The organism is Pseudoduganella umbonata (assembly GCF_014192225.1).
GTDB lineage: Bacteria > Pseudomonadota > Gammaproteobacteria > Burkholderiales > Burkholderiaceae_D > Rugamonas > Rugamonas umbonata.
Window position 1 is genome coordinate 341,306 of sequence record NZ_JACHXS010000002.1, and the last position, 24,937, is coordinate 366,242.

16 protein-coding genes are annotated in these 24,937 nt (G+C 64.9%); 10 read left to right on the forward strand and 6 right to left on the reverse strand.

Annotated features, from left to right (window positions below; translation table 11 throughout):
- The first annotated feature begins 247 nt into the window (after window positions 1-247).
- Window positions 248-3,355, forward strand: coding sequence for a S8 family serine peptidase (locus FHS02_RS31930; RefSeq protein ID WP_175424845.1), 3,108 nt, complete (start codon window positions 248-250; stop codon window positions 3,353-3,355).
- A gap of 75 nt (window positions 3,356-3,430) precedes the next feature.
- On the opposite strand, the gene FHS02_RS06575 is transcribed toward FHS02_RS31930, so the two are convergent.
- The gene (locus FHS02_RS06575; protein ID WP_137314801.1) at window positions 3,431-3,673 is read right to left on the reverse strand and encodes a hypothetical protein; all 243 of its coding nucleotides are present in this window, start codon (window positions 3,671-3,673) and stop codon (window positions 3,431-3,433) included.
- 513 nt (window positions 3,674-4,186) lie between these two features.
- On the opposite strand from FHS02_RS06575, the gene FHS02_RS06580 reads away from it, so the two are divergent.
- Window positions 4,187-4,639: a DUF305 domain-containing protein gene (locus FHS02_RS06580; RefSeq protein ID WP_229422242.1), complete on the forward strand. Its 453-nt coding sequence runs from the start codon at window positions 4,187-4,189 to the stop codon at window positions 4,637-4,639.
- Window positions 4,636-6,015, forward strand: a complete 1,380-nt coding sequence (locus tag FHS02_RS06585) for a YVTN family beta-propeller repeat protein (protein WP_137314800.1) — start codon at window positions 4,636-4,638, stop codon at window positions 6,013-6,015. The genes FHS02_RS06580 and FHS02_RS06585 overlap by 4 nt, the downstream gene beginning before the upstream one ends.
- A 53-nt stretch (window positions 6,016-6,068) precedes the next feature.
- Here the strand turns inward: FHS02_RS06585 and FHS02_RS06590 are convergent, their stop codons facing one another.
- The 3 genes from FHS02_RS06590 to FHS02_RS06600 form a co-directional block, all read right to left on the reverse strand.
- Complete coding sequence (locus FHS02_RS06590) at window positions 6,069-6,566, reverse strand: VOC family protein (RefSeq protein ID WP_175424844.1); 498 nt, start codon at window positions 6,564-6,566, stop codon at window positions 6,069-6,071.
- A 32-nt stretch (window positions 6,567-6,598) separates the two neighbouring features.
- Window positions 6,599-7,453: an alpha/beta fold hydrolase gene (locus FHS02_RS06595; protein WP_137314798.1), complete on the reverse strand. Its 855-nt coding sequence runs from the start codon at window positions 7,451-7,453 to the stop codon at window positions 6,599-6,601.
- Window positions 7,454-7,716: 263 nt separating this feature from the next.
- A complete protein-coding gene (locus FHS02_RS06600) occupies window positions 7,717-8,358 on the reverse strand; it encodes a response regulator transcription factor (RefSeq protein ID WP_137314797.1) in 642 nt (213 codons plus the stop codon).
- A 178-nt stretch (window positions 8,359-8,536) separates the two neighbouring features.
- Here FHS02_RS06600 and FHS02_RS06605 point away from each other — a divergent pair, with 178 nt between their 5' ends.
- Window positions 8,537-8,986, forward strand: a complete 450-nt coding sequence (locus tag FHS02_RS06605; RefSeq protein WP_137314796.1) for a hypothetical protein — start codon at window positions 8,537-8,539, stop codon at window positions 8,984-8,986.
- Here FHS02_RS06605 and FHS02_RS06610 read toward each other — a convergent pair.
- Window positions 8,983-9,948 carry a LysR family transcriptional regulator gene (locus FHS02_RS06610; protein WP_137314795.1) on the reverse strand — a complete coding sequence of 322 codons (966 nt, stop codon included), beginning with the start codon at window positions 9,946-9,948 and terminating at the stop codon, window positions 8,983-8,985. The two genes, FHS02_RS06605 and FHS02_RS06610, sit on opposite strands and share 4 nt — an antisense overlap.
- A gap of 103 nt (window positions 9,949-10,051) precedes the next feature.
- Between FHS02_RS06610 and FHS02_RS06615 the strand changes: the two genes are divergently transcribed.
- The 6 genes from FHS02_RS06615 (at window position 10,052) to FHS02_RS06640 (ending at window position 21,755) form a co-directional block, all read left to right on the forward strand.
- A complete protein-coding gene (locus FHS02_RS06615) occupies window positions 10,052-10,813 on the forward strand; it encodes an SDR family oxidoreductase (protein ID WP_137314794.1) in 762 nt (253 codons plus the stop codon).
- A gap of 10 nt (window positions 10,814-10,823) precedes the next feature.
- Complete coding sequence (locus FHS02_RS06620; RefSeq protein WP_229422241.1) at window positions 10,824-11,948, forward strand: alkene reductase; 1,125 nt, start codon at window positions 10,824-10,826, stop codon at window positions 11,946-11,948.
- A 295-nt stretch (window positions 11,949-12,243) separates the two neighbouring features.
- Window positions 12,244-13,467, forward strand: coding sequence for an efflux RND transporter periplasmic adaptor subunit (locus FHS02_RS06625; RefSeq protein ID WP_137314793.1), 1,224 nt, complete (start codon window positions 12,244-12,246; stop codon window positions 13,465-13,467).
- 2 nt (window positions 13,468-13,469) lie between these two features.
- The gene (locus tag FHS02_RS06630) at window positions 13,470-16,655 is read left to right on the forward strand and encodes an efflux RND transporter permease subunit (RefSeq protein ID WP_137314792.1); all 3,186 of its coding nucleotides are present in this window, start codon (window positions 13,470-13,472) and stop codon (window positions 16,653-16,655) included.
- A complete protein-coding gene (locus FHS02_RS06635; protein ID WP_137314791.1) occupies window positions 16,652-18,175 on the forward strand; it encodes an efflux transporter outer membrane subunit in 1,524 nt (507 codons plus the stop codon). The genes FHS02_RS06630 and FHS02_RS06635 overlap by 4 nt, the downstream gene beginning before the upstream one ends.
- A 547-nt stretch (window positions 18,176-18,722) precedes the next feature.
- Complete coding sequence (locus tag FHS02_RS06640; RefSeq protein ID WP_175424842.1) at window positions 18,723-21,755, forward strand: sensor histidine kinase; 3,033 nt, start codon at window positions 18,723-18,725, stop codon at window positions 21,753-21,755.
- Here FHS02_RS06640 and FHS02_RS06645 read toward each other — a convergent pair.
- On the reverse strand, window positions 21,752-24,889 hold the full coding sequence (locus tag FHS02_RS06645) for a sensor histidine kinase (protein WP_137314789.1): 3,138 nt from the start codon (window positions 24,887-24,889) through the stop codon (window positions 21,752-21,754). The genes FHS02_RS06640 and FHS02_RS06645 overlap by 4 nt on opposite strands.
- Between the last annotated feature and the right edge of the window lie 48 nt (window positions 24,890-24,937).

The window sequence follows — 24,937 nt, forward strand, 5'->3', positions numbered from 1 at the left end:
CGTCTGCCGAGTGAAAATGCACCTTGAAATCCAGTTCCAACTTCCAGAAATCCGCCCAAAATGTCTGTCGCATTTTGTTGGAATTCTTTAACGCATTATCTTTTTGCTCAAAATTTCACACTTTTCGCACCGCGGGATTGTTATATTCCACTGGCTGCTATTGCTCGGGAAGTAATGCAAACCACATGGGGAGAGTGCCGCAATGAGGAAATGCAATCTGCGATATCGCCGTCTTTTTCAGCTGCTTATGGGAGCGCTACCACTGCTGGCAAGCGTCCAGGCGGCTCATGCCGGCGATGCGCGCCGCGCCTACATCGTCCAGCTGGCCGATCAGCCGGTCGCCAGTTATCGGGGCGGTGTCGACGGCCTCCGTGCAACCATCGTTGCGCCCGGCAAGCGCCTGGACACGTCCAGTCTGGCCGCTCGCCAGTATCGAAGCTTCCTCAGCAGGAAGCAGGACGAGGTCAAGGCGCTGCTGCCCGCAGCCACGGTCACGCACCAGTACCAGGTGGTGTTCAACGGCTTCGCCGCACGCCTCACCGATGCCGAGGTGCGCACGCTGAAAGCCAGCGGCAAGACCCTGCGCATCGTGCCCGACCAGCGCCAGCGTGTGATCACCAACTACACCCCGGCCTTCCTCGGTCTCGACCAGCCGGGCGGCCTGTGGGAGCAGCTCGGCGGCCAGGAGCAGGCGGGCGAGGACATCATTGTCGGCGTGATCGATAGCGGGGTCTGGCCGGAAAACCTGTCGTATGCCGACCGGGTCGACGGAAATAGCCGGCCCACCTTCGACGACGGCGGCACGCTGGCCTATGGCGCGCCGCCTGCGCGCTGGAAAGGGGCCTGCCAGGCTGGCGAAGGATTCGCGGAAGAGCACTGCAATAACAAGCTGATCGGTGCGCGTTACTTCAACGAAGGCTTCCGGGCCAGCGGCGACGTCATGCACTGGAGCGAATTCCAGTCGCCGCGCGATTCCGTGGGCGCCCCGGCGGGCAAAGGCGGGCATGGTACCCACACGGCGACCACGGCGGCCGGCAACGCCAACGTGCCCGCCGTCGCACCGGGCGGGGAAGTGGTGGCCGTCCGCAGCGGCATGGCGCCGCGTGCACGCATCGCCGTGTACAAGGTCTGCTGGAGTTACCGGCCTTTCGGCGCCGAGGTGGCCGATGCCTGCTACGACAGCGACAGCGTCGCCGCCATCGAAGCGGCGGTGACGGACGGCGTGGACGTGCTGAACTACTCGATCACGGGCGGCATGAGTCCGCTGGAACCTCCCGAACAGGCGTTCCGGCAGGCGGTCGCCGCCGGCGTGTTCGTAGCCGCTGCCGGCGGCAACTTCGGTTTCACCAATAGCGTCAACCACATGGGCCCATGGCTTGCCACCGTGGCCGCCGCCACGCACGACCGCACGCGCACCGCCGCGGTGACGCTGGGCAGCGGCCAGGTGTTCCAGGGCCTTTCGCCCAACGGCAAGGCGCTGCCGGCAATGCCGCTCATCCAGGCTGGCGCCGCCGCCGCGGCAGGGGCCGAAGGCTGGTCTGTCGAGCAATGCTTCCGCGCCGCTGACATGGACTCCGGCGCGGCGCAGCTCGACCCCGAGAAGGTGGCCGGCAAGATCGTCGCATGCTCGCGGGGCTACATCGATCCGATCAGGCAAGTGGAAGCGGTCAAGGCTGCCGGCGGCGCCGGCGTCATCCTGCTGGACACCGGTTCGGGGCCGTCGCTCAACGTGTACAGCCTGCCGACGATCTACGTGACCCAGGCGGACGGCGAGGCAATCCTTGCTTACGCGGCCACTCCCGGCGCCCGCGCCGCGATGTCGGCTAGCGAGCCGACGCCGATGCACGGCCCGGTAATCGCCGACTTTTCCTCGCGCGGCCCGAACGGTTTCGATCCTGGCGTGATGAAACCCGACATGGCCGCCCCGGGCGTCGATATCCTGGCCGGCATCGCACCCAGCCTGAGTGCGGCACAACGCAGTGCCGTCGTGGCTGGTACAGCCGGGCCCATCAGCGTTTCCGCATACATGTCAGGCACCTCGATGGCCGCGCCGCACGTGGCGGGCATCGCAGCGCTGCTGAAGCAGCGGCATGGCGACTGGTCGCCCGCCGCCATCAAGTCAGCCATGATGACCACCAGCCGCACCGTGCTGCCGACCGCGCTCGAAGGCGACCTGGACGGCACGCTGCCCTGGGGCCAGGGCGCCGGCCTGGTGGTGCCGAACGGTGCCGCCGACCCGGGCCTGGTGTATGACATCAGCCCCACGGACTACCAGCGGTACGTGTGCGGCGCCAGTGGCGAAGCCGCCGACTGCGGCCACGGCAGCCTGGCAGGCCATGCACTGAACCTTGCCTCGATCGCGCTGCCCGGCGTCGTCGGCAACCAGACGATCACCCGCCGGGTCACCAACGTCGGCGACACGGCATCGATCTACCATGCCAGCACCAGTCTCGACGGTTTCAATGTGACGGTCACGCCAGCCACGCTGCAGCTTGCGCCAGGCGAGACCGCGAGCTACACCGTCGGCCTGGTGCGCACCGATGCCGCGGATGGCGCCTGGAAGCTTGGCGAACTGGTGTGGGACGACGGCGAACACAAGGTGCGCAGCCCGCTGCAGGCACGCTACAACAGCGGGGTGGCAGCGCCGGCGGTCATCGCCGCGACCAGTACCAGCGGCAACCGCCAGATCGACGTGCAGGCGGGCTTCGACGGTGTCATGACGGCAGCGCGAGGGGGCATGCGCGAGTACACCCGCCTGGCGCAGATCGTGACGCAGGTTGCCGCCGGCTCGATCGAATCGATGAACGACGTGGTGAATGCCTGCAAGGCACGAGGCCCGGGCGTGAAGGCCATATCGATCGGCATTCCGAAAAATACCGTCATCGCGCGTTTCGAGATCTCGAACCGCGACACCGAAGGCGGTGCGGACAATAACCTGGACCTGGCCGTGCTGAACCAGTACAACGACCTGGTCGGTTTCAGCGGCCACGCCGACTCGAACGAAAGCGTCACGCTGCTTAATCCCGCCATGGGCATTGCGAAGATCTGCGTAGTGGGTTTCCAGCTCAAGAACGGCCGCAGCGCCAACTTCACGCTGTCGTATGCCACGGCGATACCGAACGATACACGGGGCAGCGTGAAGCTGGCGTTGCCGTCCTCCGTGCAGCAGGGCGGATCGTACCCGGTCGGTATCAGCTGGAGCGGCCTGGAACAGGGCAAGCGCTACCTCGGCGGCGTGCACATGGCTAACCCGGCCACCGGCGCCGGCACGGTCACGCAGCTCGACATCGATACGCGCGACGTGCCCCGCGAAACGCCGACGGGAGCATTCAACCGCATGCGCCTGGACCGCTAGGCGATCGATCCTGTTCACCCGGCGACGCTCGTGCAGGTCGCCGGCACCGGTTTCTGCCCGGTAGCCGCGCGATGACTAGCCGGATTGCCGGTCGGTCGATTCCCGCTCTGGCATGGCAAGGCATGCAGGGCGCCGCCGCCGATTCTCGAGGGACCCCAGCAAGACGCGCTCGCGGACATCGGCCGGGATTCCTTCCCGCAGCATCAAAAGATCGGCACGTTCGATGCCGGCCGCCGGCGAAATCCAGTGGACCGCCGCGTGCACGATGGCTGCCCTGATCGTGTCTTTGCGTCTGCAGATGCCTTCGTACTTGCTCATCGATAGCACTCGGTTGTTGACCGTTGGCACATCGACGGCACAACGATCTTACGCTTGACCGATTGCTTTACTGTTGTTCGTGAATCGTTTATTTCACAGGCGATACATATTTGATATGCATGAACTTCGTACCACGAACGTTTCCAGTGTCAACAATTCTCCGCAATCGAGCCGCACGGCCAGCGCAAGTACGAAGATTCGCCATCCGCGCCATCTCATATCCGGTACCTTTCCACCCTCCTTTTCAGGCAGCATGAATTTGGAAGCAGCCTGGTCATAATCGTTCCCGAGCGCCAGGCGTGGTCCGGGGCATTCAGCACCAGCAGCCGAATGACCCGCAAGACAGACCTTGCCCAGTTACCCGTTGCCCGGATCCGATGCCAGGCAGACCTGCTGCGTCGGTACTGCGGGATCGAACGGGCGTAACGACCACGTGAGGCTGGCGGTCGTCCATTGCATACGCTTCAACGCCGCGTGTCGTGGACCGCTCACCCAACCATCAGGAGATCCCGAATGACGAAAACCAGGACGGCCGGTCGAGTACCGGTCGCGAGGAACAGGCGGGGCAGGGCGATGGCCCTGATCGCGCTCTGTTTCGCCGGCAGCACCTACGCGCACGACGCGCATCAGCACAGCCACGGAAGCCAAGGCGACCGGCAGGATTTGCCTGCTGCGTTCATCGCCAGCAGTGACAGACCGTTTGCGCATTTGATGGACGAGGCGATGGCGATCATGGAACGCGACATGCAGGCGGCGCCGATGAATGGCCAGCCGGAACACGACTTCGTCACCATGATGCTGCCCCATCACCAGGGAGCGATCGACATGGCCAAGGCGGTGCTGCTCAAGACGCGCGACCCGGCACTGCGCAATCTCGCGCTCGGTATCGTCGCCGAGCAGCAGAACGAAATCAATGTGATGCGGGCCTGGCTGGCGCGTCACCCCGACGACAAGGAAAAACGATGAAGATCCCGCGCTCGCTTATCCTGGCAGGCCTTCTTGGCGCGAACCAGCTTGCACTGGCGCTTCCGTCTGCGACCGACAGGGTCTATACCGCGGACCAGAACAGCAATACGGTGTCGGTGTTCGATCCGTCGACCAACCAGCTGCTCGGCCAGATTGTTCTCGGCAATCCGCGCCCGGATGTGCTGTCGCCGCTGTATCGCGGCGAAATCAATGTGCACGGCATGGGCTTTTCCCCGGACCACAAGACGCTGGCGGTCATCTCGAACGGCTCGAATTCGGTCACGTTCATCGATACCGCGACCAACAAGGTGAAAGGTAAAACCTATGTCGGACGATCGCCTCACGAAGGATTCTTTACCGCCGACGGCAAGGAAGTGTGGGTCGTGGTCCGTGGCGAGGATTACATTTCCGTCATCGATCCTGCCACCTTCCGGGAGACACGCCGCATTCCGACGTCGGTCGGGCCGGGCATGGTGCAATTCATGCCGGACGGGAAGCTCGCTTTTGCGGTGTCCAGTTTCACGCCCCAGGTGGACGTGATCGACGTCAAGGCGCACAAGGTCGTCAAGTCCATCCCGGTGGCCAGTCCATTTTCTCCGTTCCTGCAGTTCACGCCGGATTTCAAGGAAGTCTGGATGACGCACAAGGATGTCGGCAAGGTCACCCGTATCGATACGCGCACGCTGGCGGTGACCGGTGTCATCGACACCGGCTTCATCACGAACCACCTGGCGTTCGCCCAGGTGAATGGCAAGCCCCTGGCGTACGTCACCGTCGGTGGAGAGAATGCCGTCAAGGTGTACTCGACAGGACCGGCCGCCACGCTGGTGGCCACGATTCCGACGGGCGCTTTGCCGCACGGGATCTGGGCATCCGACGACGGCACCCGGCTGTACGTGGGACTGGAAAACGGCGATGGCGTCGAAGTGATCGACACGGCGTCGAATCGCGTGATTGCCCGCATGGGCGGAGGGCAGGCGCCGCAAGCCCTGGTCTACCTGTCGGACGTCGCCCTGCCGGGCAGTGCCGACAACCTGGCGAAACGGGTCAACCAGGATTCCACGCCACTGAGCCTGAAGGCGCCGAAGGGGCAGGGGCGCGGGCTGGTCGTGGCGCGCCAGCTTGGTGTGCTCGACGCACTGGAGGTGTCGCTGTTCAAACTGAAACCGGATACCCGGTACAGCGTGTATCTGGGCACGACACAGGCCGGTGCCCTGCGTACGGATGCAAAAGGTGCGGCGAACGGCACGATGATCGGACCGTTGCGGACATTTGCCCAGGTCGAGGCGGCACAGGCCGCTCCCGCCACGGCACGCATCCTGGTCATGGAGGGAGACAAGGGCCCGGATGAAGCCACGGCGGTCCTGGTGAACTGAGCAACGGCATGTGCAACGGCGAAGCGCCGCGATGGCGCTTTGCTATCTGGTCGTCATGCACCCAGCGAGTTGGCCCACGCCGCGGCATGGCCGTCGGCCAGGGCAGGCGCTTGCAGGAATTCAAGGGTGACCCCGTCCTGGCCACGGACATACACGATCCGCAGGCCATCCCGCGAACCGCCCCGAACCGTCTGTGGTTCGCCAAGCCGCAACCAGCCGGCTGCCTCCACCTTCGCGAGCACGCTGTCGAGATTGTCCACCATGTATGCCAGGTGCACCGAGCCGACATCGCAGGAGCGCGGCTTCAGCACCTGGCGGCCGGACGGCGCGTGATACTCCAGAAGCTCGATCAGGGAGCCGTCCGGCCCCTCGACCATCGCCAGGGTCAGGTCGGCGCCGTCAACGCCAACGACCTGCTCGAGGAAATCCGAGGTCTCGTAATGCGTCTGCGCGACGAAACGAAAACCCAGTACGTCCACCCAGAAGTGCAATGCTTCCGTGAGCGACGGAACCGTGATCCCGACGTGATCCGCGCGACGGAACGCTGCCATGGGCGGCGTCGGTCCGGATCGGCCAGGCGGCATCACTGCACCGCTCCGTGCCTGGCCCAGAACGCCGTCAATTGCTCGCGGATGAAGTCGGTCTTTTCCTCGAACACCCAGTGGCCGCACTCGTCGATGACGCCGCCTTCCGCCGACTCGGCGATGGCTTTCGCGCTCAGGTAGCAATGATCGCCGAACGAGGCACGGCCGGCCCACGCCAGCATCGGCACCTTCAGCTTCTGCCTGGCCAGTTCGGCGGTCTGCTCCGCCATCTGCGGTATGTAGCCGTAATGATTCAGGCTGGCGCGCAGGTTGCCGGGCTGGCGCATCTGCATGGCATATCCCTGCACGTCCTCCTCGGGAATCGCGGCCGGGTTGTAGGCGAAGTCGCGGAAGAAGTGCCGCAGGTACTGCTCTTCCTTTCCTTCGACCAGGAAGCGGGTGACATCCATGTTCATGTGCATGCCCAGGTGCCAGTAGGCGACCCGTGGATCGACATAGCCCGGGTAGTCGAGGCCGAAAAACGGTGTCTCGATCGTGGCAAGCGACAGCGCCCGGCCCTGCGCCAGGTAGGCCAGTGCGACGGAGGGCGGGCCGCCGAGATCATGGCTGAGGATGTGGAAACGGTCGACGCCCTCGACGGCCAGCAGGTCGAGCATGTCCCGGGCGATGGTGCGGGGTTCGTACCCGTCGTACGGCTTGTCGCTGTCGGCGAACCCGCGCAGGTCCGGGGCGATGAAGCTATATCGATCGAGCAGGCCTTCCATTACCGGCAGGAACTCGCGGTGATTCTGCGGCCACCCATGCATGCATAATATCGCCGGGCCTTTACCGGCCGTGACATAGTGCAGTGAAATGCCATTCACGGTTGCGCGTTTGTGATGTAGTTCGATCATGACGTTCCTTGGTGGACGATAGAAGTAGGAATGAATGGCAGAGCGGTCTGATGTGCCTGCTATTTCCAACTTACTGCGTCCCGATGATCGAAACAATGCGCCTGGCGTTCCTTTTAGTTATGCCCTGGCGGAATGAATGCGGCTGTCCATTCCGGGCTCTGCCAAAGGAGATAATCCCCATTCCACCTTGGGGCGGAGAATATCCACTGCGCTGTCGATAAATAGCCTGTCCAGGCCGGCATGCCTGAACGATGCTGCGAAAGTCACCTGCTGCGCTGGCGCAAGTCGATTATCCCGCGCTCGACTGCAAGCATTACCGCATGGGTCCTGTCATTTGCATCCATCTTTGCAAGGATGCTCTTCATATGGACCTTGACGGTCGACTCGGAAATGCCCAGTTGAATCCCGATCAGCTTGTTTGTCTTGCCAAATGCCGCCAGTTCGAGCACTTGAACTTCGCGTTGTGACAGCGCATCGGCGTGCATATGATCGGCCATCGCAACCGCGACCAGGGGAGCGATACAGCGCCCTCCGCCATGGACTGTGCGAATGGCATTGGCAAGGTCTTCGCTGACTTTACTCTTCAGCATGTAGCCGGCAGCGCCTGCCTTGATCGCGCGCATGGCATGAACATCGCCTTCGAACGTGGTCAGCACGATGACGCGGGTAGCGGGGCAGTCACGCCGGATCAGGGCAGTCGCTTCGATGCCGTTCATCTCCGGCATCTGGATGTCCATGATGACGACATCGGGCTTCAGCAGGTGGCAACGGGCCAATGCCTCTCTCCCGGTGTTGGCTTCAGCCACGATGCTGATGCCTTCTTCGCCCTCGAGGATAGACGTGAGTCCCTGCCTGAACAACGGGTGGTCGTCGACAACCAGGACCGAAATTAAGTTTGTTGACATCTCGCCTGTCGGAATAAATAGAAAGTTCGATCTGAACCATTATACGGTGCAATAGATAGCGCTCCCACTTTGCATGCCTCTATTTGGGTATTTTGAACCTGCTGCTGATAGTGATTCGAAATTATTGACTCGAAGATACGATTGAAGCTCTGGATCGAGTTATCAAAGGGGTAAACGGATGAGTATTTTCACTATCGAAGGCAGCGTCGAGGCCAGCCAAGGCGCGGGGGACAGGGACCCTGCCGGATCGAACGGCTGGCCAGACGCTCGAAGCATATCCAGCGAAATGATGAATTTCCTTTTTGAAGAGCGCACCTGTTCGGCACGCGACCTGCAGCGCATGCTGCGGGATCGTCATCCCAACCGCTCGCAAATGCTGGCCGACATGTTTGCGATGGGATGCCTGCTGCATTTCCAGGGAGAGCGGTCCGCGGCATCCATGCTGATCGGGCAGGTTTTCGAATCAGTCAGGGGGGACGGCGAACCCGAGTACCTTTCGGCGCTGTTGAACGGTATTTCCGGGAATGAATTGCGGCTGGCTTGCGAGATCGCACCGAGCACGGAACTCAGGGAGCTGTGCGACCGGGCGCGGCAGGGGCCCGCCAGGGAAGCTGCGTGCGCCCGTTAATTTTGGCCGGCCTGGCTGCGCTGGGCCTGCGAGACGATGAGATCCCATGGCGCCGGAGACGGGAAGATCTCCAGCAGGAACTCGACGAAGGCCTTGACATTCGGGCTGCCCCGGCGGCTTTCCGGCCACATGGCGGTGACGACGAAACGCTCCACGGCCAGTTCGGGCAGGATCGGAACGAGGAGCTGGCGTTCGACGTAATGCGCCGCCGCGTAGGTCGGTGCGATGCCGATACCGCCCCCTGCGGCCAGCGCAGCCAGGACGCCATCGGTCGCGTCGATGATGATGCCGGATTCGGGCGTCATCTCGACAATCCGCCCACCGATGTGGAAGGGCCAGCGCAACGTCTGTCCGGTACTTTGATAACGGAAGTTGACACATTCGTGCGTGAGCAGGTCTTCGATCACTTTCGGCGTGCCGCGCCGTGCCAGGTAGCCCGGCGCAGCGAAAGCACACAGGCGATGCGGCGTCAGCGGCCTGGAGACCAGGCGGGAATCGCCGAGTTCTCCCACTCTCAGCGCAACGTCGATACCTTCCTCGATCAGGTCGGTGTAGCGATCGCCCATGCGCAGGTCGATGGTGACCTTCGGGTAGCGCTCGCGAAACCGCGGTAATGCTGGTGCCAGTATGTGCGTACCGATCGGCAGCGGCGCGGTCACACGCATCAACCCGGCAGGTTCGGCACGGGCTGTCGCCGCGGCCTGCTCGATCTGTTCCACCTCCTGCAGGAGGCGGGTGGTCCGTTCCTGCAAATCACGGCCCTCGGGCGTCAGCGCCAACGACCGGGTCGTGCGCGTGAAGAGCCTGACCTTCAAATGCTCCTCGAGCCGCTGCACGCTTTTGCTGACGGCGGACGGCGAAACGCCCAGCGATCTGGCTGCTGCCGTATAGCTGCCCAGCGATGCTGTGCGGGCGAATGCAATGAGCCCCGTAAGGCTTTCCAATCCGATTTGTGCCGTCATGGAATTATTAAATCAATTTCCACACGGATTGTCAACGTATTCGCATGAGCGGAAGATCGCTTCATCGGCACCGCTGCGGTGCTACCAACCAAAGGAACAGATTATGAACACCCCAGTTGCTGCGCAAACGTCCTTCTCCAACCTGCAGGCAGGTTCCCTGACCGGCAAGGTTGTCGTCGTCTTCGGCGGTACGTCCGGCATCGGCCTGGCCGCTGCCGTCCAGGCCAAGGCGGCCGGCGCGAAAGTCATTGTCATCGGTAACGATCGCACCCGCGCCCAGCAGGCTGCGCAAGCGCATGGCTTCGAATGGCGAACCGCCGACGTCACGCAAAGTGACGCCGTACACGAAGCATTGAAGGAGATTCCAAAGGTCGATCACCTGGTGCTCCTGGCTGGCACCTTCGTGGCGGCGAAGGTACTGGACGGCGATGTCGATTACATGCGCCGCGCCTTCGAAGAGCGTGTCTGGGCGTCGGTGCATGCGATTCGCGCGCTGAACGGGCGCATGTCCAGCGATGGCTCGATCACCTTCATCTCGGGCGTCCTGGCCGACCGTCCGAATGCGCAGGGTACCGCCGTGCTGGCTGCGGCGTCGGCTGCCATGGAAGCGCTTGCGCGCGGACTGGCGCTGGAACTCGCGCCGATCCGCGTCAATACGCTGTCGCCGGGCCACGTCGAAACACCGCTGCTGCATAAAGTACTGGGCGATGCGCGCGATACGGTGCTTCCCGCAATGCGCGCCTCCACGCCGCTGAAGCGCCTCGGCACGGCAGAGGAAGCCGGTGCCGCGACGGTGTTCCTGATGGCGAATGGCTGGATGAACGGCACCACGCTGCATATCGACGGCGGCGTCAGCCTCATCTAAGGAGAACATCATGTCGACCGTTCTTGAACAGGTTTCCAGCATGAACCCTCCAGTTATCCCATCGCTGTTCGATCCGATCCGCATGGGTTCGTTGCTGCTGCCGAACCGCATCTTCATGGCACCGATGACGCGGGCACGCGGGACGCGCGAACACGTTCCTACCGACATGATGGCCCGCTACTACGCGGCCAGGGCGGGCGCCGGCGTCATCTTCAGCGAAGCCATCGGCATTTCGCAGGAAGGCCTGGGCTGGCCCTACGCCACCGGTATCTGGTCGGTGGAACAGGCGGCTGGCTGGCGCCGGGTCACCGAGGCCGTACACGCGGCTGGTGGCCAGATCATCGCCCAGCTGTGGCACATGGGCCGGGTGGTGCATCCCTCTTTCCTGGGCGGTGCCCAGCCGGTGTCCGCGTCCGCGACGGCCGCGCCGGGACTCGCCCATACGTACCAGGGCCGGCTTGACTATGAAGCCGCCCGGCCATTGCAGGTCGCGGAAATCCCCCGCTTGCTGGAAGACTTCCGCCACGCCACGCGCAGCGCGCTGGCAGCGGGGTTCGACGGCGTGCAGATCCATGCCGCCAACGGCTACCTGATCGACCAGTTCCTGCGCGATAACAGCAACTTCCGCGACGACGACTACGGCGGTTCGATCGAGAACCGCATCCGCCTGCTGCGCGAAGTGACTGCCGCCGTCGTGGACGTGGCGGGGCGGGGCAAGACAGGCGTGCGGCTGTCGCCGAACACGCATGACCAGGGCGTGATCGACAGTGCGCCAGGGCTGCTGTTCCCTGCTGCGGCGGCAGCGCTGTCGGACATCGGTATCGCGCACCTGGAATTGCGTGAACCACCGACGGATGGCGACTTCGGCAAAGCCGAGGGAGCGCCCGTTGCACCGCTGATCCGGCAAGCCTTCCAGGGAACGCTGATCCTGAACTCGGATTATCCGTTTCATCGGGCGGAAACGGTGCTGCAAGCCGGCGGTGCGGATGCGATCACGTTCGGCCGGCCCTTCATCGCCAACCCCGACCTGCCGCGCCGCTTCGCGGAAGGTATTGCGCTGGCCAAGGACGACAGGGAGACCTGGTTCACCCAGGGCAAGGAAGGCTACGTTACCTATCCCCCTGCCGCACGCTGAGACCCGGCGGCCGTGGAGGCCGCCGGATAGCGTCGCTTCACATAACGGGCGGCCTTGATGCCGGTCGGGCAGACAGCCGTCGCGAGGGCGCTGTTCGGTGAAGCACCCCTTCCGGGTAGGGACCTTAACACTACTATCGTGTGATTCTGGCCCGCTGGCCTACCCCTACACTCCCGCAAAGTCCCCAGTGCAGGCAGGCTGCAGCCCGGCCTGCCGGCGGGACTTCATGCGATTGCGCGAGTTCGCCGCCGGTGGACGAGTTCTACGTTACGTAATGTCACCAAGAGGTCAAATCATGAATAGCCAACAACGGGGCAGGCCGGGCCTGAAAAAGATGCTGGGTGCGCTGGCAGCGGCCGGCATGTGCGCGGCAGCCGTTTCAGGATGCACGGACGCGAACAGCAAGACCGAGCCGCCTGCCGCGAGTGCAGGTCCGCCCGTGTCGGCGGCCGTTGTCGTCGAGCGGCCGGTCGCGGAAACCCAGGAGTTCTCGGGACGCCTGGAGGCGATCGAGGTGGTGCAGATCCGGCCGCGCGTCAGCGGCTACATTACCGCGGTCAACTTCACGCCGGGCGCGGAAGTGAAGAAGGGCACCCTGCTGTTCGTGATCGATCCGCGCCCTTACCAGGCGGAAGCCGACCGTGCGCAGGCCGCGGCGAACTCCGCCCGTGCGCGCGCCGACCTGGCCCGCATCGAGCTGCAACGCGCGGAGCGGCTGCTGGCGGACAAGGCGATCGCGCAGCGCGAGTTCGACGAACGGGCCGCCGGTCAAAAGGAGCTCGAAGCGAACGCCCGCGCGGCGCAGGCGCAGCTCGACGCTGCCAGGCTGAACCTGTCCTACACGCGGGTGACCGCACCGATCGACGGGCGCATTTCGAAAGCGGAAATCACGCTGGGCAACCTGGTCGATGCCACTGCGGTGCTGACGTCGGTCGTGTCCCTCGACCGCATGTATGCCAGTTTCGACGGCGATGAACAGACCTACCTGCGCGTCGGCTCGCGTGCGCAACGGGGACAGCCGACGGTCGTCAAGGTAGGACTGAACAACGAGGACGGCTACCCGCACGAAGGCGTACTCGAATTCGTCGACAACCAGCTCGACACGCAGACCGGCAGCGTGCGCATGCGTGCAACGCTGAACAACGCGGACCGGGTGCTGGCTCCTGGGCTGTTTGCCCGCATCCAGGTCGGCAGCGGTGTCGCGCAGAACGCGATCCTCATCAGGGACAAGGCCGTCGGTACGGACCAGAGCCGCAAGTTCGTCGTCGTCGTCGGCCCGGACAACAAGACTGCCGTTCGCCAGGTCACGCTGGGCCCTCTGGCAGACGGCATGCGCGTGGTGCGCAGCGGCCTGAAGCCCGGCGAGAAAATTATCGTCGACGGCCTCCAGCGGGTAACTCCTGGCGCTGCTGTTTCGGCGCAGCTCGTGCCCATGGACGAAGCCGCAGCCCGCGCCGCGAAACTAGCCGGCGCGAGCCGGGATATGCCGCTGGCCTCCGCAAACGGAAACGAGGAATAACGATGAATATCTCGCGCTTCTTTGTCGACAAGCCGATCTTTGCGGCGGTCCTGTCGATCATGGTGTTCGTCGCAGGCCTGATCGCGATCTTCGCTTTGCCCATCTCGGAATACCCCGATGTCGTGCCGCCTTCGGTCGTCGTCCGTGCCCAGTATCCGGGTGCGAACCCGAAAATCATCGCCGAGACCGTGGCGGCGCCGCTCGAGGAGCAGATCAACGGCGTCGAGAACATGCTGTACATGTCGTCGCAGAACACCAGCGACGGCGCACTGCAGCTGACCGTGACGTTTGCCATCGGCACCAATGTCGACCAGGCCGAGACGGCGGTACAGAACCGCGTCCAGCGCGCCTTGCCGCGCCTGCCCGAGGAAGTGCGCCAGATCGGCGTGACGACGGTCAAGAGCTCGCCGAACCTGACGATGGTGGTGCACCTGAAGTCGCCGGACGGCCGCTATGACGATCTGTACCTGCGCAATTACGCCGTGCTGAACATCAAGGATCAGCTCGCGCGGCTGCACGGCATGGGCGAGGTGCAGCTGTTCGGTTCCGGCGACTATGCGATGCGCGTGTGGCTCGACCCGCAAAAGGTCGCCACGCGCGGGCTGACGGCAGGCGACGTGGTCGATGCGATCCGCGAGCAGAACGTGCAGGTCGCGGCCGGGGTGATCGGCCAGGGCCCGTCGAAGGATGCGGACTTCCAGCTCACCGTCAATACACAGGGGCGCCTGTCGACCGTCGAGGAGTTCGGCAATATCGTCGTCAAGACCAACCCGGACGGCGCGACCACGCTGCTGAAGGATGTCGCGCGGCTCGAGATGGGCTCCAACTCGTACGCATTGCGCTCGCTGCTGAACAATAAATCGGCGGTCGCGATCCCCATCTTCGAAGCGCCGAACGCGAACGCGCTGCAGCTCTCGTCGGATGTCCGCGCAACCATGACGACGCTGTCGAAGAACTTCCCGCAGGGCGTCGAGTACGACATCGTCTATGACCCGACACAGTTCGTGCGCGAGTCGATCAGTTCGGTCGTCCATACGCTGGGCGAAGCCGTGATCCTGGTCGCCATCGTCGTCATCGTGTTCCTGCAGACCTGGCGCGCCTCGATCATTCCGCTGCTGGCGGTGCCCGTTTCCATCGTCGGTACGTTTGCCGTCATGCTGATGTTCGGCTTTTCCATCAATACGCTGTCGCTGTTCGGACTGGTGCTGGCGATCGGCATCGTGGTCGACGATGCCATCGTGGTGGTGGAAAACGTCGAGCGCTACATCGAGCAGGGCATGACGCCCCATGACGCGACGATCCAGGCCATGAAGGAAGTGTCCGGGCCGATCATCGCCATTGCACTGGTGCTGTGCGCGGTATTCGTCCCCATCGCTTTCGTATCCGGCCTGACTGGACAGTTCTACCGCCAGTTCGCATTGACCATCGCCATCTCCACGGTGATTTCGGCCTTCTCGTCGCTGACGCTGGCGCCGGCCCTGTCGGCCGCATTGCTGAAGGGGCACGGCGAACCGAAGGATGGGCTGACACGGGGCATGGACAAGGTGCTGGGCGGCTTCTTCCGGATGTTCAACAAGTTCTTCAACCGCTCCGCACAAAAATACGAGGGAGGCGTGCGCGGGGTGTTGCGCCACAAAGGGATCTCGCTGGTGGTCTATGCGCTGCTGGGCGCCGCCGGTCTCTTCATGTTCAAGGCGGTGCCGCCGGGTTTCGTACCCGGCCAGGACAAGCAATACCTGATCGGCTTCGCGCAACTGCCGGATGCCGCCTCGCTGGACCGGACGGACCAGGTCATCCGGCAGATGTCCGATATCGCCAAGGATATCCCCGGCGTGCAGGATTCGATCGCCTTCCCGGGGCTGTCCATCAATGGCTTCACCAACGCGCCCAATGCGGGGATCGTGTTCCTCGGCCTGAAGCCGTTCGACGAGCGCAAGGGCAAGGCTCTCTCCGCCCAGGCGATCGCCGCGGAGATCAACAAGCGGATGGGAGCTGTCCAGGGCGCATTCGTGATGGTGTTGCCGCCACCACCGGTGAACGGGCTCGGTACCACCGGCGGTTTCAAGCTGATGATCGAAGACCGTGGCAACCTCGGGTATGACGAGTTGTTCAAGGCTGTCCAGGCGGTGCAGCAGAAAGCCTGGCAGGAACCGCGGCTGCAGGGGGTGTTCTCCGGCTACCAGATCAACGTGCCGCAGCTCTACGCGGATGTCGACAGGGTGAAGGCGAAGCAGCTCGGCGTGCCGCTGCAAACGATCTACCAGACCTTGCAGATCAACCTCGGATCGCTGTATGTGAACGACTTCAACCAGTTCGGCCGCACCTACCAGGTGCGTGTACAGGCGGACGCGCAGTTCCGCTCGCACGTGGAACAGATGACGCAACTGAAGGTCCGCAACGACAAGGGCGAGATGATTCCCCTGTCGTCGCTGATGCGCGTGAAGGACACCTATGGTCCGGATCGCGTGCAGCGCTACAACAACTACGTCGCTGCGGACTTGAACGGCGGTGCCGCACCTGGCATATCGTCCGGGCAGGCGCAGGAAATCATGGAGGGGATCCTCCGCGACACGCTGCCGCAAGGGATTACCTACGAGTGGACGGACCTGACGTACCAGGACATCCTGGCCGGTAATACGATGATTTATGTCTTCCCGCTGTGCGTGCTGCTGGTGTTCCTGGTCCTCGCTGCGCAGTACGAGAGCTGGACGCTGCCGCTGGCCGTGATCCTGATCGTGCCGATGTCGATCCTGTGCGCACTGATCGGCGTGAAGCTGACCGGCGGCGACAACAATGTCTTTACGCAGATCGCCCTGTTCGTGCTGGTCGGGCTGGCGTCGAAGAACGCCATCCTGATCGTGGAGTTCGCCCGCGAACTGGAGGAGCAGGGCCGGTCGATCGTCGATGCCGCACTGGAAGCGTGCCGCCTGCGCCTGCGGCCCATCCTGATGACGTCGATCGCCTTCATCATGGGCGTGCTGCCGCTGGTGTTTTCCAGTGGGGCTGGTGCCGAGATGCGTCACGCGATGGGGGTTGCCGTGTTCGCGGGGATGCTCGGCGTTACGCTGTTCGGCCTGTTCCTGACGCCGGTGTTCTACGTCTTGCTGCGCACCTTCGCGAAACGGTTCGAGAAAAAGGTACTTGCGCCGGAAGTGTCGCTCGTCAAAATGGAAGGAACCCACGGATGAACAAGCTCATTGCCAGGGGGCGCACCCCCGCTCTTTCGCTGATTGCCGCGCTGGTACTGACCGCCTGCGCCGCGCCTGAATTCAGGCAACCCGCGGTCGAGGTGCCGGCGGCCTTCAAGGAGACCGCTGGCGACGTGAAGGTGGCCGCCGACGGCACGCGCTGGAAGGAAGGGCAGCCGGCCGAACAGCAGCCGCGCGGCGAATGGTGGCTGGCGTTCAACGACCCGGCCCTGGACGAACTGATGGCCGAGGCGATCCGCAGCAACGCCAACCTCACCGTCGCCGCCGCGCGCGTGAAACAGGCACGCGCCATCGCCGGCATCGCCGAAGCGGACCGCATTCCGCAGGTCGGCGTCGGCGTCGGTGCCGGCCGCTCGCAGCAGTCCCCGCAGGAAGCGGGCCTGCCGCAAGGCACGCGGATGGCGCCGGGCACTAGCTACAACGCCCGGCTGACGGCCAGTTATGAAGTGGACCTGTTCGGCCGCGTGTCGTCGAACGTGGCGGCGGCACGCAACGACGCGGCGACGGTGGAAGCGAATTACCGCTCCGTGCTGCTGTCGCTGCAGGCCGACGTGGCCCAGACCTGGTTCCGCCTGCGGGCCACGGACGCCGAACTGGCGACCGTGGCGCAGACGGTCCGCCTGCGCGAGGAAAACGTCAAGGTCAACCAGCGGCGCTTCGACCTGGGAGACATCGGCGAGTTCGACCTGTCGCGCGCGAAGACGGAACTGGCGACGGCGCGCGCCGAGGCGATCGGCCTGCAGCGGCAGCGCACGAATGCCGAGCACGCGCTGGCGGTGCTGCTGGGAAAACCGGCAGCATCCTTCGGCGCCAACGAGAACCCGCTGGCCGAGGATGATGCACTGCCCGTGATCCCGGCCGGCCTGCCGTCGTCGCTGCTGGAGCGCCGGCCCGACATCGCTGCCGCCCAGCGCGCGATGGAGGCGTCGAACGCCCGCATCGGCGTGGCCCGTTCGGCGATGTTCCCAGCGCTGACGATCAGCGCCGACGGTGGCGGCGTGGGACCGGCGTTCTCCGACGTGTTCCGCTGGAGCAGCCGCTCCTGGCTGCTGGGCGCGCTGCTGTCGATGCCCGTCATCGACGGCGGCCGCAACCGCGCCAACATCACGCGCAGCGAAGCGGTGCTGGAAGAATCGGTGGGCACGTACCGGCAAGCCGTCCTGAGCGCATTCGCCGAAGTCGAGGACAACCTGGCCGGCTTGCGCATCCTGTCCGGCCAGGCCGCGCAGATCGACGACGCGGTGGTCTCCGCCCGCCGGTCGGCCGACCTGGCGCAGAGGCTGTATGACGCCGGCCGCTCCAGCTACCTGGAACTGCTGGACGCGCAGCGCAACCTGGCCACCGTCGAACGCACCGCCGTGCAGCTGCGCGGCGACCGGGCCGTCACCACCGTCGCGCTGATCCGCGCTTTGGGCGGCGGCTGGGACCCTGTCGCCAGCACCGAACGCAGCGCTTCGGTCGCAGGCGGCGGTGAAGCGGCACGCCTTGTTGGACAATAGCCGAGGCCGCCCCGTCGGGCGGCACCTGGCAGATCCGGCCACGGTCGACCGCTCCTTGCACCGTTGATTTGTTCCATGCCGGCATAACTGAATCAACTTAATGATGAGCCATCAAACCTGCCGGCGTCGTTTAGACTACGCCACGCGGCAGGGCTGCAACAGGCGTTGCGTTCGATCGATCCTGTCCGGAAGGCCGGGCTTCGCGGCCCGCAACCGAGTCCACAGCCGGCTCTCCGCACGCGGCCACGAGCCCCGCCAGGTGACCTCGGCTACGGCATGACAATCCAGCTGTCGAATCGCTGCGCCTGATTGTTGACAATTCCCTGGCAGTGCCTGCGATCGGCTACGGCTCGGTGATGCCGGTCTCGATCTTCCGGGTCTCGATCTTCCGGGTCTCGATCTTCCGGGTCTCGATCTTCCGGGTCTCGATCTTCCCGGTCTCGATCTTCCGTTAACGCGACCGGACTGCTATCGTACGGCAGCCCTGGTCAACGGAGCCTGGCGCAGTCCGATCGACTTCTTTACCCATGGGATGAGACAAGCACGAATGTGCATTCAACAGCTGCTTGCCACCGGTTCATGGCCGAACCGGCTCGTGCGTTGCCTGGGCGCCGCGCTGGCCGGGCTGATCTTCAGCCAGGGCGCCCTGGCGGTGGGCCCCGCCCTGGAACACTATAACCACACTGTCTGGACCGCCAAGGAAGGCGTGCCGGGACCCATCGAGGTGATGGCGCAGACGCCCGATGGCTGGCTCTGGATAGGCACGCCGAATGGCCTGTATCGCTTCGACGGCGTGCGCTTCCATCCGCTGGCCACGACCAATGGCGAACGCCTGCTGAGCAACCGGCTGGATTTGCTGACGGCCGAGCCGAATGGCGACCTGTATATCGGCTATGAGGATCATGGCCTGAGCGTGCTGCATGCCGACGGGCGGCTGGAACACCTGGCGCCGGCGACCAGGAACAGCCCGGTCGCCGGCAGCAACGCGCTGGTGCGCGACATCGACGGCGCGCTCTGGGTCGGCACGGTGAGGGGGCTGATGCGCCTGGAGCAGGGACGCTGGTCCCGGATCGGTGCTGCACATGGCTACCCCGACGAGTTCACACCCCTCGTGACACTGGACGGCAATGGCCGATTGTGGGCCGCCACGCTCACCCGGCTGTTCCGCTACGACCGCGAGGCACGCCGCTTCGTCCCGGTCGACCTGCCCCCACCGAACCCTGGCGAGCCAACCGAGCGGTTCCTGGCATTGGCGATGTCGCCCGACGGCAGGCTGTGGAGTGCCGAAGACGGCCGCTTCATCCCTGTACCGGCGGCGCCACCGGCGAACGGGCGGCCGGCGGATGCCAACTCACGCGACGCGAGCTACTACGGCTTGTTCGACCGGGACGGCCATTTATGGTCGCTGCGCTGCCCGGTCGGGGTCTGCCTGGCCGCCGGGGCCGGAGCCGGCCGCGCCGAACGGATCGATGTGGCAGCCGTCACGACCAGCCGCCTCGACCAGCCGTGGCAACTCAACTCGGTCGCTCCCAACCTCATCCTGGAAGATCGCGAGGGCAACATCTGGATCAGCTCCGCGAATGGCCTGGAGCGCTTTCGCAAGAATGCGCTGACGCCGGTAGCGCTGCCGCCGACCAATGGCAACTACCATCTCGCCCCCGACACCGACGGCAGTGTCTGGGTCGTGGCACCGCGGAACAAGCGCGGCTGGCACTATGATCCGGCCAGCCGTCGCCTGACGGAATTGCCCGGCAATTATCGCGGCGCCGCCCGCAGCGCCGACGGCTCCGTGGTACTGCTGAAAGAAGATGGCATCCGCCGCCGCCGCGCCGGTGTCGAAGACCAGATCGCCTTGCCCACGCTGCCGCCCGGCGCGTGGCTGCGTACCGATGGCGACCGTCTGTGGCTCGGCGGCAGGAATACGCCCGTGCGCATCTGGGACGGGCACAACTGGGACACCCTGGAGTATCCGAAACCTGACGAATTCACCTTCAGCGCCGCGGGAGCGCACGGCCAGATGTGGCGCGGACTGGTCGACGGCCGCTTGCTGCTGTACGAACGCGGACGCCGCACCAGGGAATTCGACCAGGCAGCACTGGGCGGAATCGGCCAGGCAACCTGCCTGGCGGCACTGCCGGCGATGGTGGTTTGTGGCGAAGCCGGCGTGTCAGCCTGGGACGGACGGCGCTTCCGCCGGCTGCAGGCATCGCGTCCGGAAGTGCTGCGCAATGTCACCGGCGTGATGGCCACGGCCGATGGCACGCGCTGGCTGAATGGCAGCGTCGGCCTGCTGCGGGTCGCGCCGGCCGACTGGCGCCGGTCGGTCGAGAGCGGGGCGCTGCTGCGCTTCACCTTGCTGGACGCGCTCGACGGCTACCCGGGCTCGGCGGCCCACCAGCCGTCGATGACGATGGTGGGCAAGCACCTGTGGGTGGCCGCCAGTGGCGGTATCGTGGAAATCGACCCGTCAACGCGAGACCGCAACCTGATCGCGCCACACGTAGCGCTGTTGGGGTTGAGGGGCGATGGCGCCGCCTATCCGCTGCTTGCGCCAAGGATCCGTCCCGGCACCACCCGCCTGCGCTTCGACTTCACGGCGCCGGTACTGCGCAAGCCCGAGCGTGTGGTGTTCAGCTATCGGCTCGACGGCGTCGACGATGCGTGGCAGACGGGCCCGGAGCGCAGCGCCACCTACACCGGACTGCCCCCGGGTGCCTACGTTTTCCGGGTACGCGCCATGAACGAGGACGGCGTCTGGAGCCAGGGTGAACGGACGCTTGCGTTCGAAGTGGCGCCGACCCTGGTGCAAACCATCTATTTCAAGCTGACTTGCGGACTCGCTGCGCTGTTGTTGCTGTGGCTGGGACATCGCCTGCGGCTGCGCTACCTGACCCGCAGCCTCAACCGGCATTACCAGGTCCAGCTGGAAGAGCGGGCACGCATCGCCCGGGAACTGCACGACAGTCTCCTGCAAAGTTTCCAGAGCGCTGTACTGTTCATGAACGCGGCCCTGCGCGGTCTCGGTCCGGAGTCGCCGCTACACGAGCGCCTGAAAAGGGGCGTGCGCGAAGCCGATGCGGCCATCGTCGAGGGACGCGGCAAGGTAGCGGCCCTGCGTGCGGTCGGGGCAGGCCAGCCCAGCCTGCCCGACTACCTGCGCGAGGTGGGCGAGCGCGAAGCGGCGCCGGAGCAGCACTTCGCGTTGCAGGTGAAGGGACTGGCGTGCCCGCTGCAGCCTGTCGTCGAACAGGAGCTGTCGGCGATCGGTCGCGAAGCCTTGCGCAATGCTTTCCGGCACGCCGGAGCGAGCCGGCATGAAGTGCTGATCGAGTACGGTGCGCGCAGCCTCGTGCTGAGCGTGCGCGACAACGGCCGTGGCATCGATGCCGGTGCGAGGGACAAGCCGGACCACTGGGGCCTGTGTGGCATCGAGGAGCGTGCCAGGATGATTCATGCCGAAGCATCGCTGCACACCGCTCCGGGCAGCGGGACGCTGTGGCGGATCGAGATCAAGGCCGGCCTGGCTTATGCCGAGGGTGGCCGGCGCCGGCGCCGGCGCTGGTGGCTGATGCCGTTCTAAGGTGCGCGTGCCGGCGGGTCGTCGTCCCGCGTATCCGCCGGACGGCGCCAAACCCGGGCGCGTATGGCGCTATGCGTACGTTGGTAGCGGCAAGGCTGGAATAGCGCGCGCAGCCGGGGCCACAGGCGTAATTCATCGGGCTGGGCGTACACGCGGCGAGCCGGCAGCCGCACGGAGACCTGGGTACCTGCCGGGTGCCGCCGCTGCAGCTCGATGGTTCCGCCCATGGCCGCTGCACGTTCCTGCATGCCCGCCAGGCCCCAGTGCCCCTTCCTGCCCGAGTTGCGCAGGACGTCTTCGGGAATGCCGATGCCATTGTCCCTGACGACCATGCAGAAATGTCGAGGTCCGTGGACGATGTCGATGTCGACATGGCCGGCCTGCGCATGCCGATAGGCGTTGAACAGCGCCTCGCGTCCGATGCCATGGATTTCATGGCGGGCCGTTGCATTGATGGGCTTTGCGGCACCGGTAACGGTGAGCTTGAATCCGGGGCCGAGATCTTCCGCCAGCGATCGACCGAATTCGTCGAGGCTTTGCACGAGATCGTCCTGCTGTGCCAGGGGACTGCGCAGGTCGAGCAGCTCGTCCCGGCCGTGCGCCATGACCTTCCCGGCCTGCTCGAGAATCGGTGTGATGAGACGGCGTGTTTCGCTGTCGGCCGGCAGCCGTTTTGCCACACCCTGGAAGCGGAGGATCAGTCCCTGCATACTCTGCAGCAGCGTATCGTGCAGTGTGCGCGCTATACGTTCCCGTTCCGCCAGCCTTTCCTGCATCCTTTCGCGATAACGCTCCGCCTGGCGGCGGCTGCGCCAGTGGTAGATGCCCAGGAGGCCACCCAGGAGGGCCGCGACGCAACAGGCCCGGAACCACATTGTCTGGATCAACCGCGGCTCGATGTGGAACGACAGCGAGGTTCCCTCCCTGTTCCATATGCCATCATTATTCGAAGCGACGACGCGGAAGCGATAAGCGCCGGGGCCCAGGTTCGTGTAGTAAGCCGAGCGCCTGCCATCGCTCTCGCGCCAGCCTGCATCGACGCCTTCGAGCCGGTACTGGAAGCGCATCCGTTCCGGCTCCTGATAGGACAGTGCCGAGAAGTCCAGTGAAAGCATGTCGGTCCCGGCCGGCAACCGGATGCCATTGACCAGGGCATGATTGTCCGCGCCCGACTTGAAGCCAGTGATGACCACCGGCGGAACCAGTGGATTGCGCATCAGTTTCCCAGGATCGAACGCGTACACGCCACCGGTGGTCGAGAACCACAACGTACCGTCCTCGCTGCGGGCGGCAGACGGTACCGGGAGGATCGGACTTGTCGAGCCGACCACGCCGTCCCGATGGTCCAGGCGGTGGAAATGCACCTTGTAGGCAGGATCGCGCAGCGCATGCACGAGTTCCGCCGGTGCGATGCTGGAGATGCCATCGCCACCGTTGATCCATAGTGTCCCGTCGCGCGAGAACACCAGGCCGGTGATGCCGGCAAAAGGCTCGCCAGCCCATCCTTTCAGGGCAAGGAACCGCTTGCCGTCGAAGTAGGACAGCCCGTTTTCGCCACCCACCCACGCCCCGTCCTGCATCGGCAGGATATGCATGACGGTCCCGATGTCCAGGCCGTCCGCCTGGCTGTACTGCCTGAGCTGGCCGTCCCGCAGGACCGCGAGCCGGTTGTTGACGGAACCGAACCAGACGCGGCCTTGCGAGTCCGTCGCGATGGCCGATGCCGCGAATGACGCAAGCTCGGGAACGCCGCCGCCCGGCGACCATTGGCCGGCGCGCCAGGTATAGAGTCCGGCCCGTCCCATGCTGACCCACAAGCTGCCGGCCTTGTCCTGCGAGAGCGCATACACGCAGGTGGCCTTGATGCCTGGCAGCGGTGGTATGGGCCGGAGACCGGTCGCGCCGGCGGTCCAGAGCTGGCCGCCGTTACCGCCTGCCCAGACGGTCCCGTCGGGGGCGCGATGCAATGCCGTGATCGTGTCGGCAAACGCAGGCCTGGCTGTGAAAGGACGCGCTGCGCTGCCGGAGCTCTCGAGATATGAGTAGTCGATCCAGGCACTGCTGCCGGGACCTGCCGCGATCGGACGCGCGCCGTAGTGCTTGTAGCTCGGGAGCGCTATTGCCTTCAGGCGCGGCAACCTGAATCTGTCCAGCCCATTCTCGGTGGCGAGCCAGACGTTGTGTTCACGATCCTCGAACAATACCGCCGGGGTCCTGCCGCTCAGGCCCTGGTCCGTGCGGAATTGCCAGGCCGGCACATGGGACAGCGTATCGGCGCTACTGGCAAGCCGGTCGATCCCTTCTTCGCTGGTGGCCCAGCCGAAGCCCGCATGATCGAAGATCAGCTCGTGGAAAACCCTGGGGGCGGGCCATGCCAGCGCCGGGCCGCGATCCGGCCCCGATACCATATGAATCCCGGGCCGTTCATCGTCTGTCGTCCAGATGCTGCCGTCGGGGTGCTCCGCCAGGTTGCCGGCGCTTTGCGCTTTCATTCGCAGATCGAAGGCCATCGCGCCGTTTTGCAGCGCATAGACACCTGTCAGCGTGCGGAGCCACAGCACGCCACGGCGGTCGAGCAGGATCGCATGAATCCGCCCTTCCGGAGCCCGGAGTCCGGGGGCTGGTCGATGCCACCGGCCGTCGCGACCCAGGTAGTGCAGGCCGCCCCCCGTGGCAAGCCACAAGCGGCCGGAAGCATCCAGCGTCGCGCCGAAGATCGTGCTGGCCGGCGTGTCGGGACTGTCCAGCCGGAAGTGCTGCATCCGGCCCTGTCGCAGCAGGCTGACGCCGCCATACTTGTAGCCGACCCATAGCGTACCGTCCCGCAGTACGCCAATGCCGGAAATGCCGGAAGAGAGCGGGGCTTCGTGGCCGGCCGCGCGCAGGAAGCGAACGCCGTCGAACTTGTACAAACCGGATGAGCTGCCGATCCATAGCCAGCCATCCGGCGTTTGCGCGATCTGGCTGATGCCGGTGGGCGCACCCTCGCGCGCCGTCCAGCTGGTGTGCAGCAAGTCGTTGGCGGACGAGGTATAGGCATGTGCCTTGCCGGCGACAGGGGCGGGCGTGGCGGCGGCCGACGAGCATATTGCCAGCGCGGCGACGATGAATGCCCAGGCCCGGGAACCACTCATGCGCGACCAGCGTGCGTCATCACGGCTGCACTGAACTGCCGTCCACCA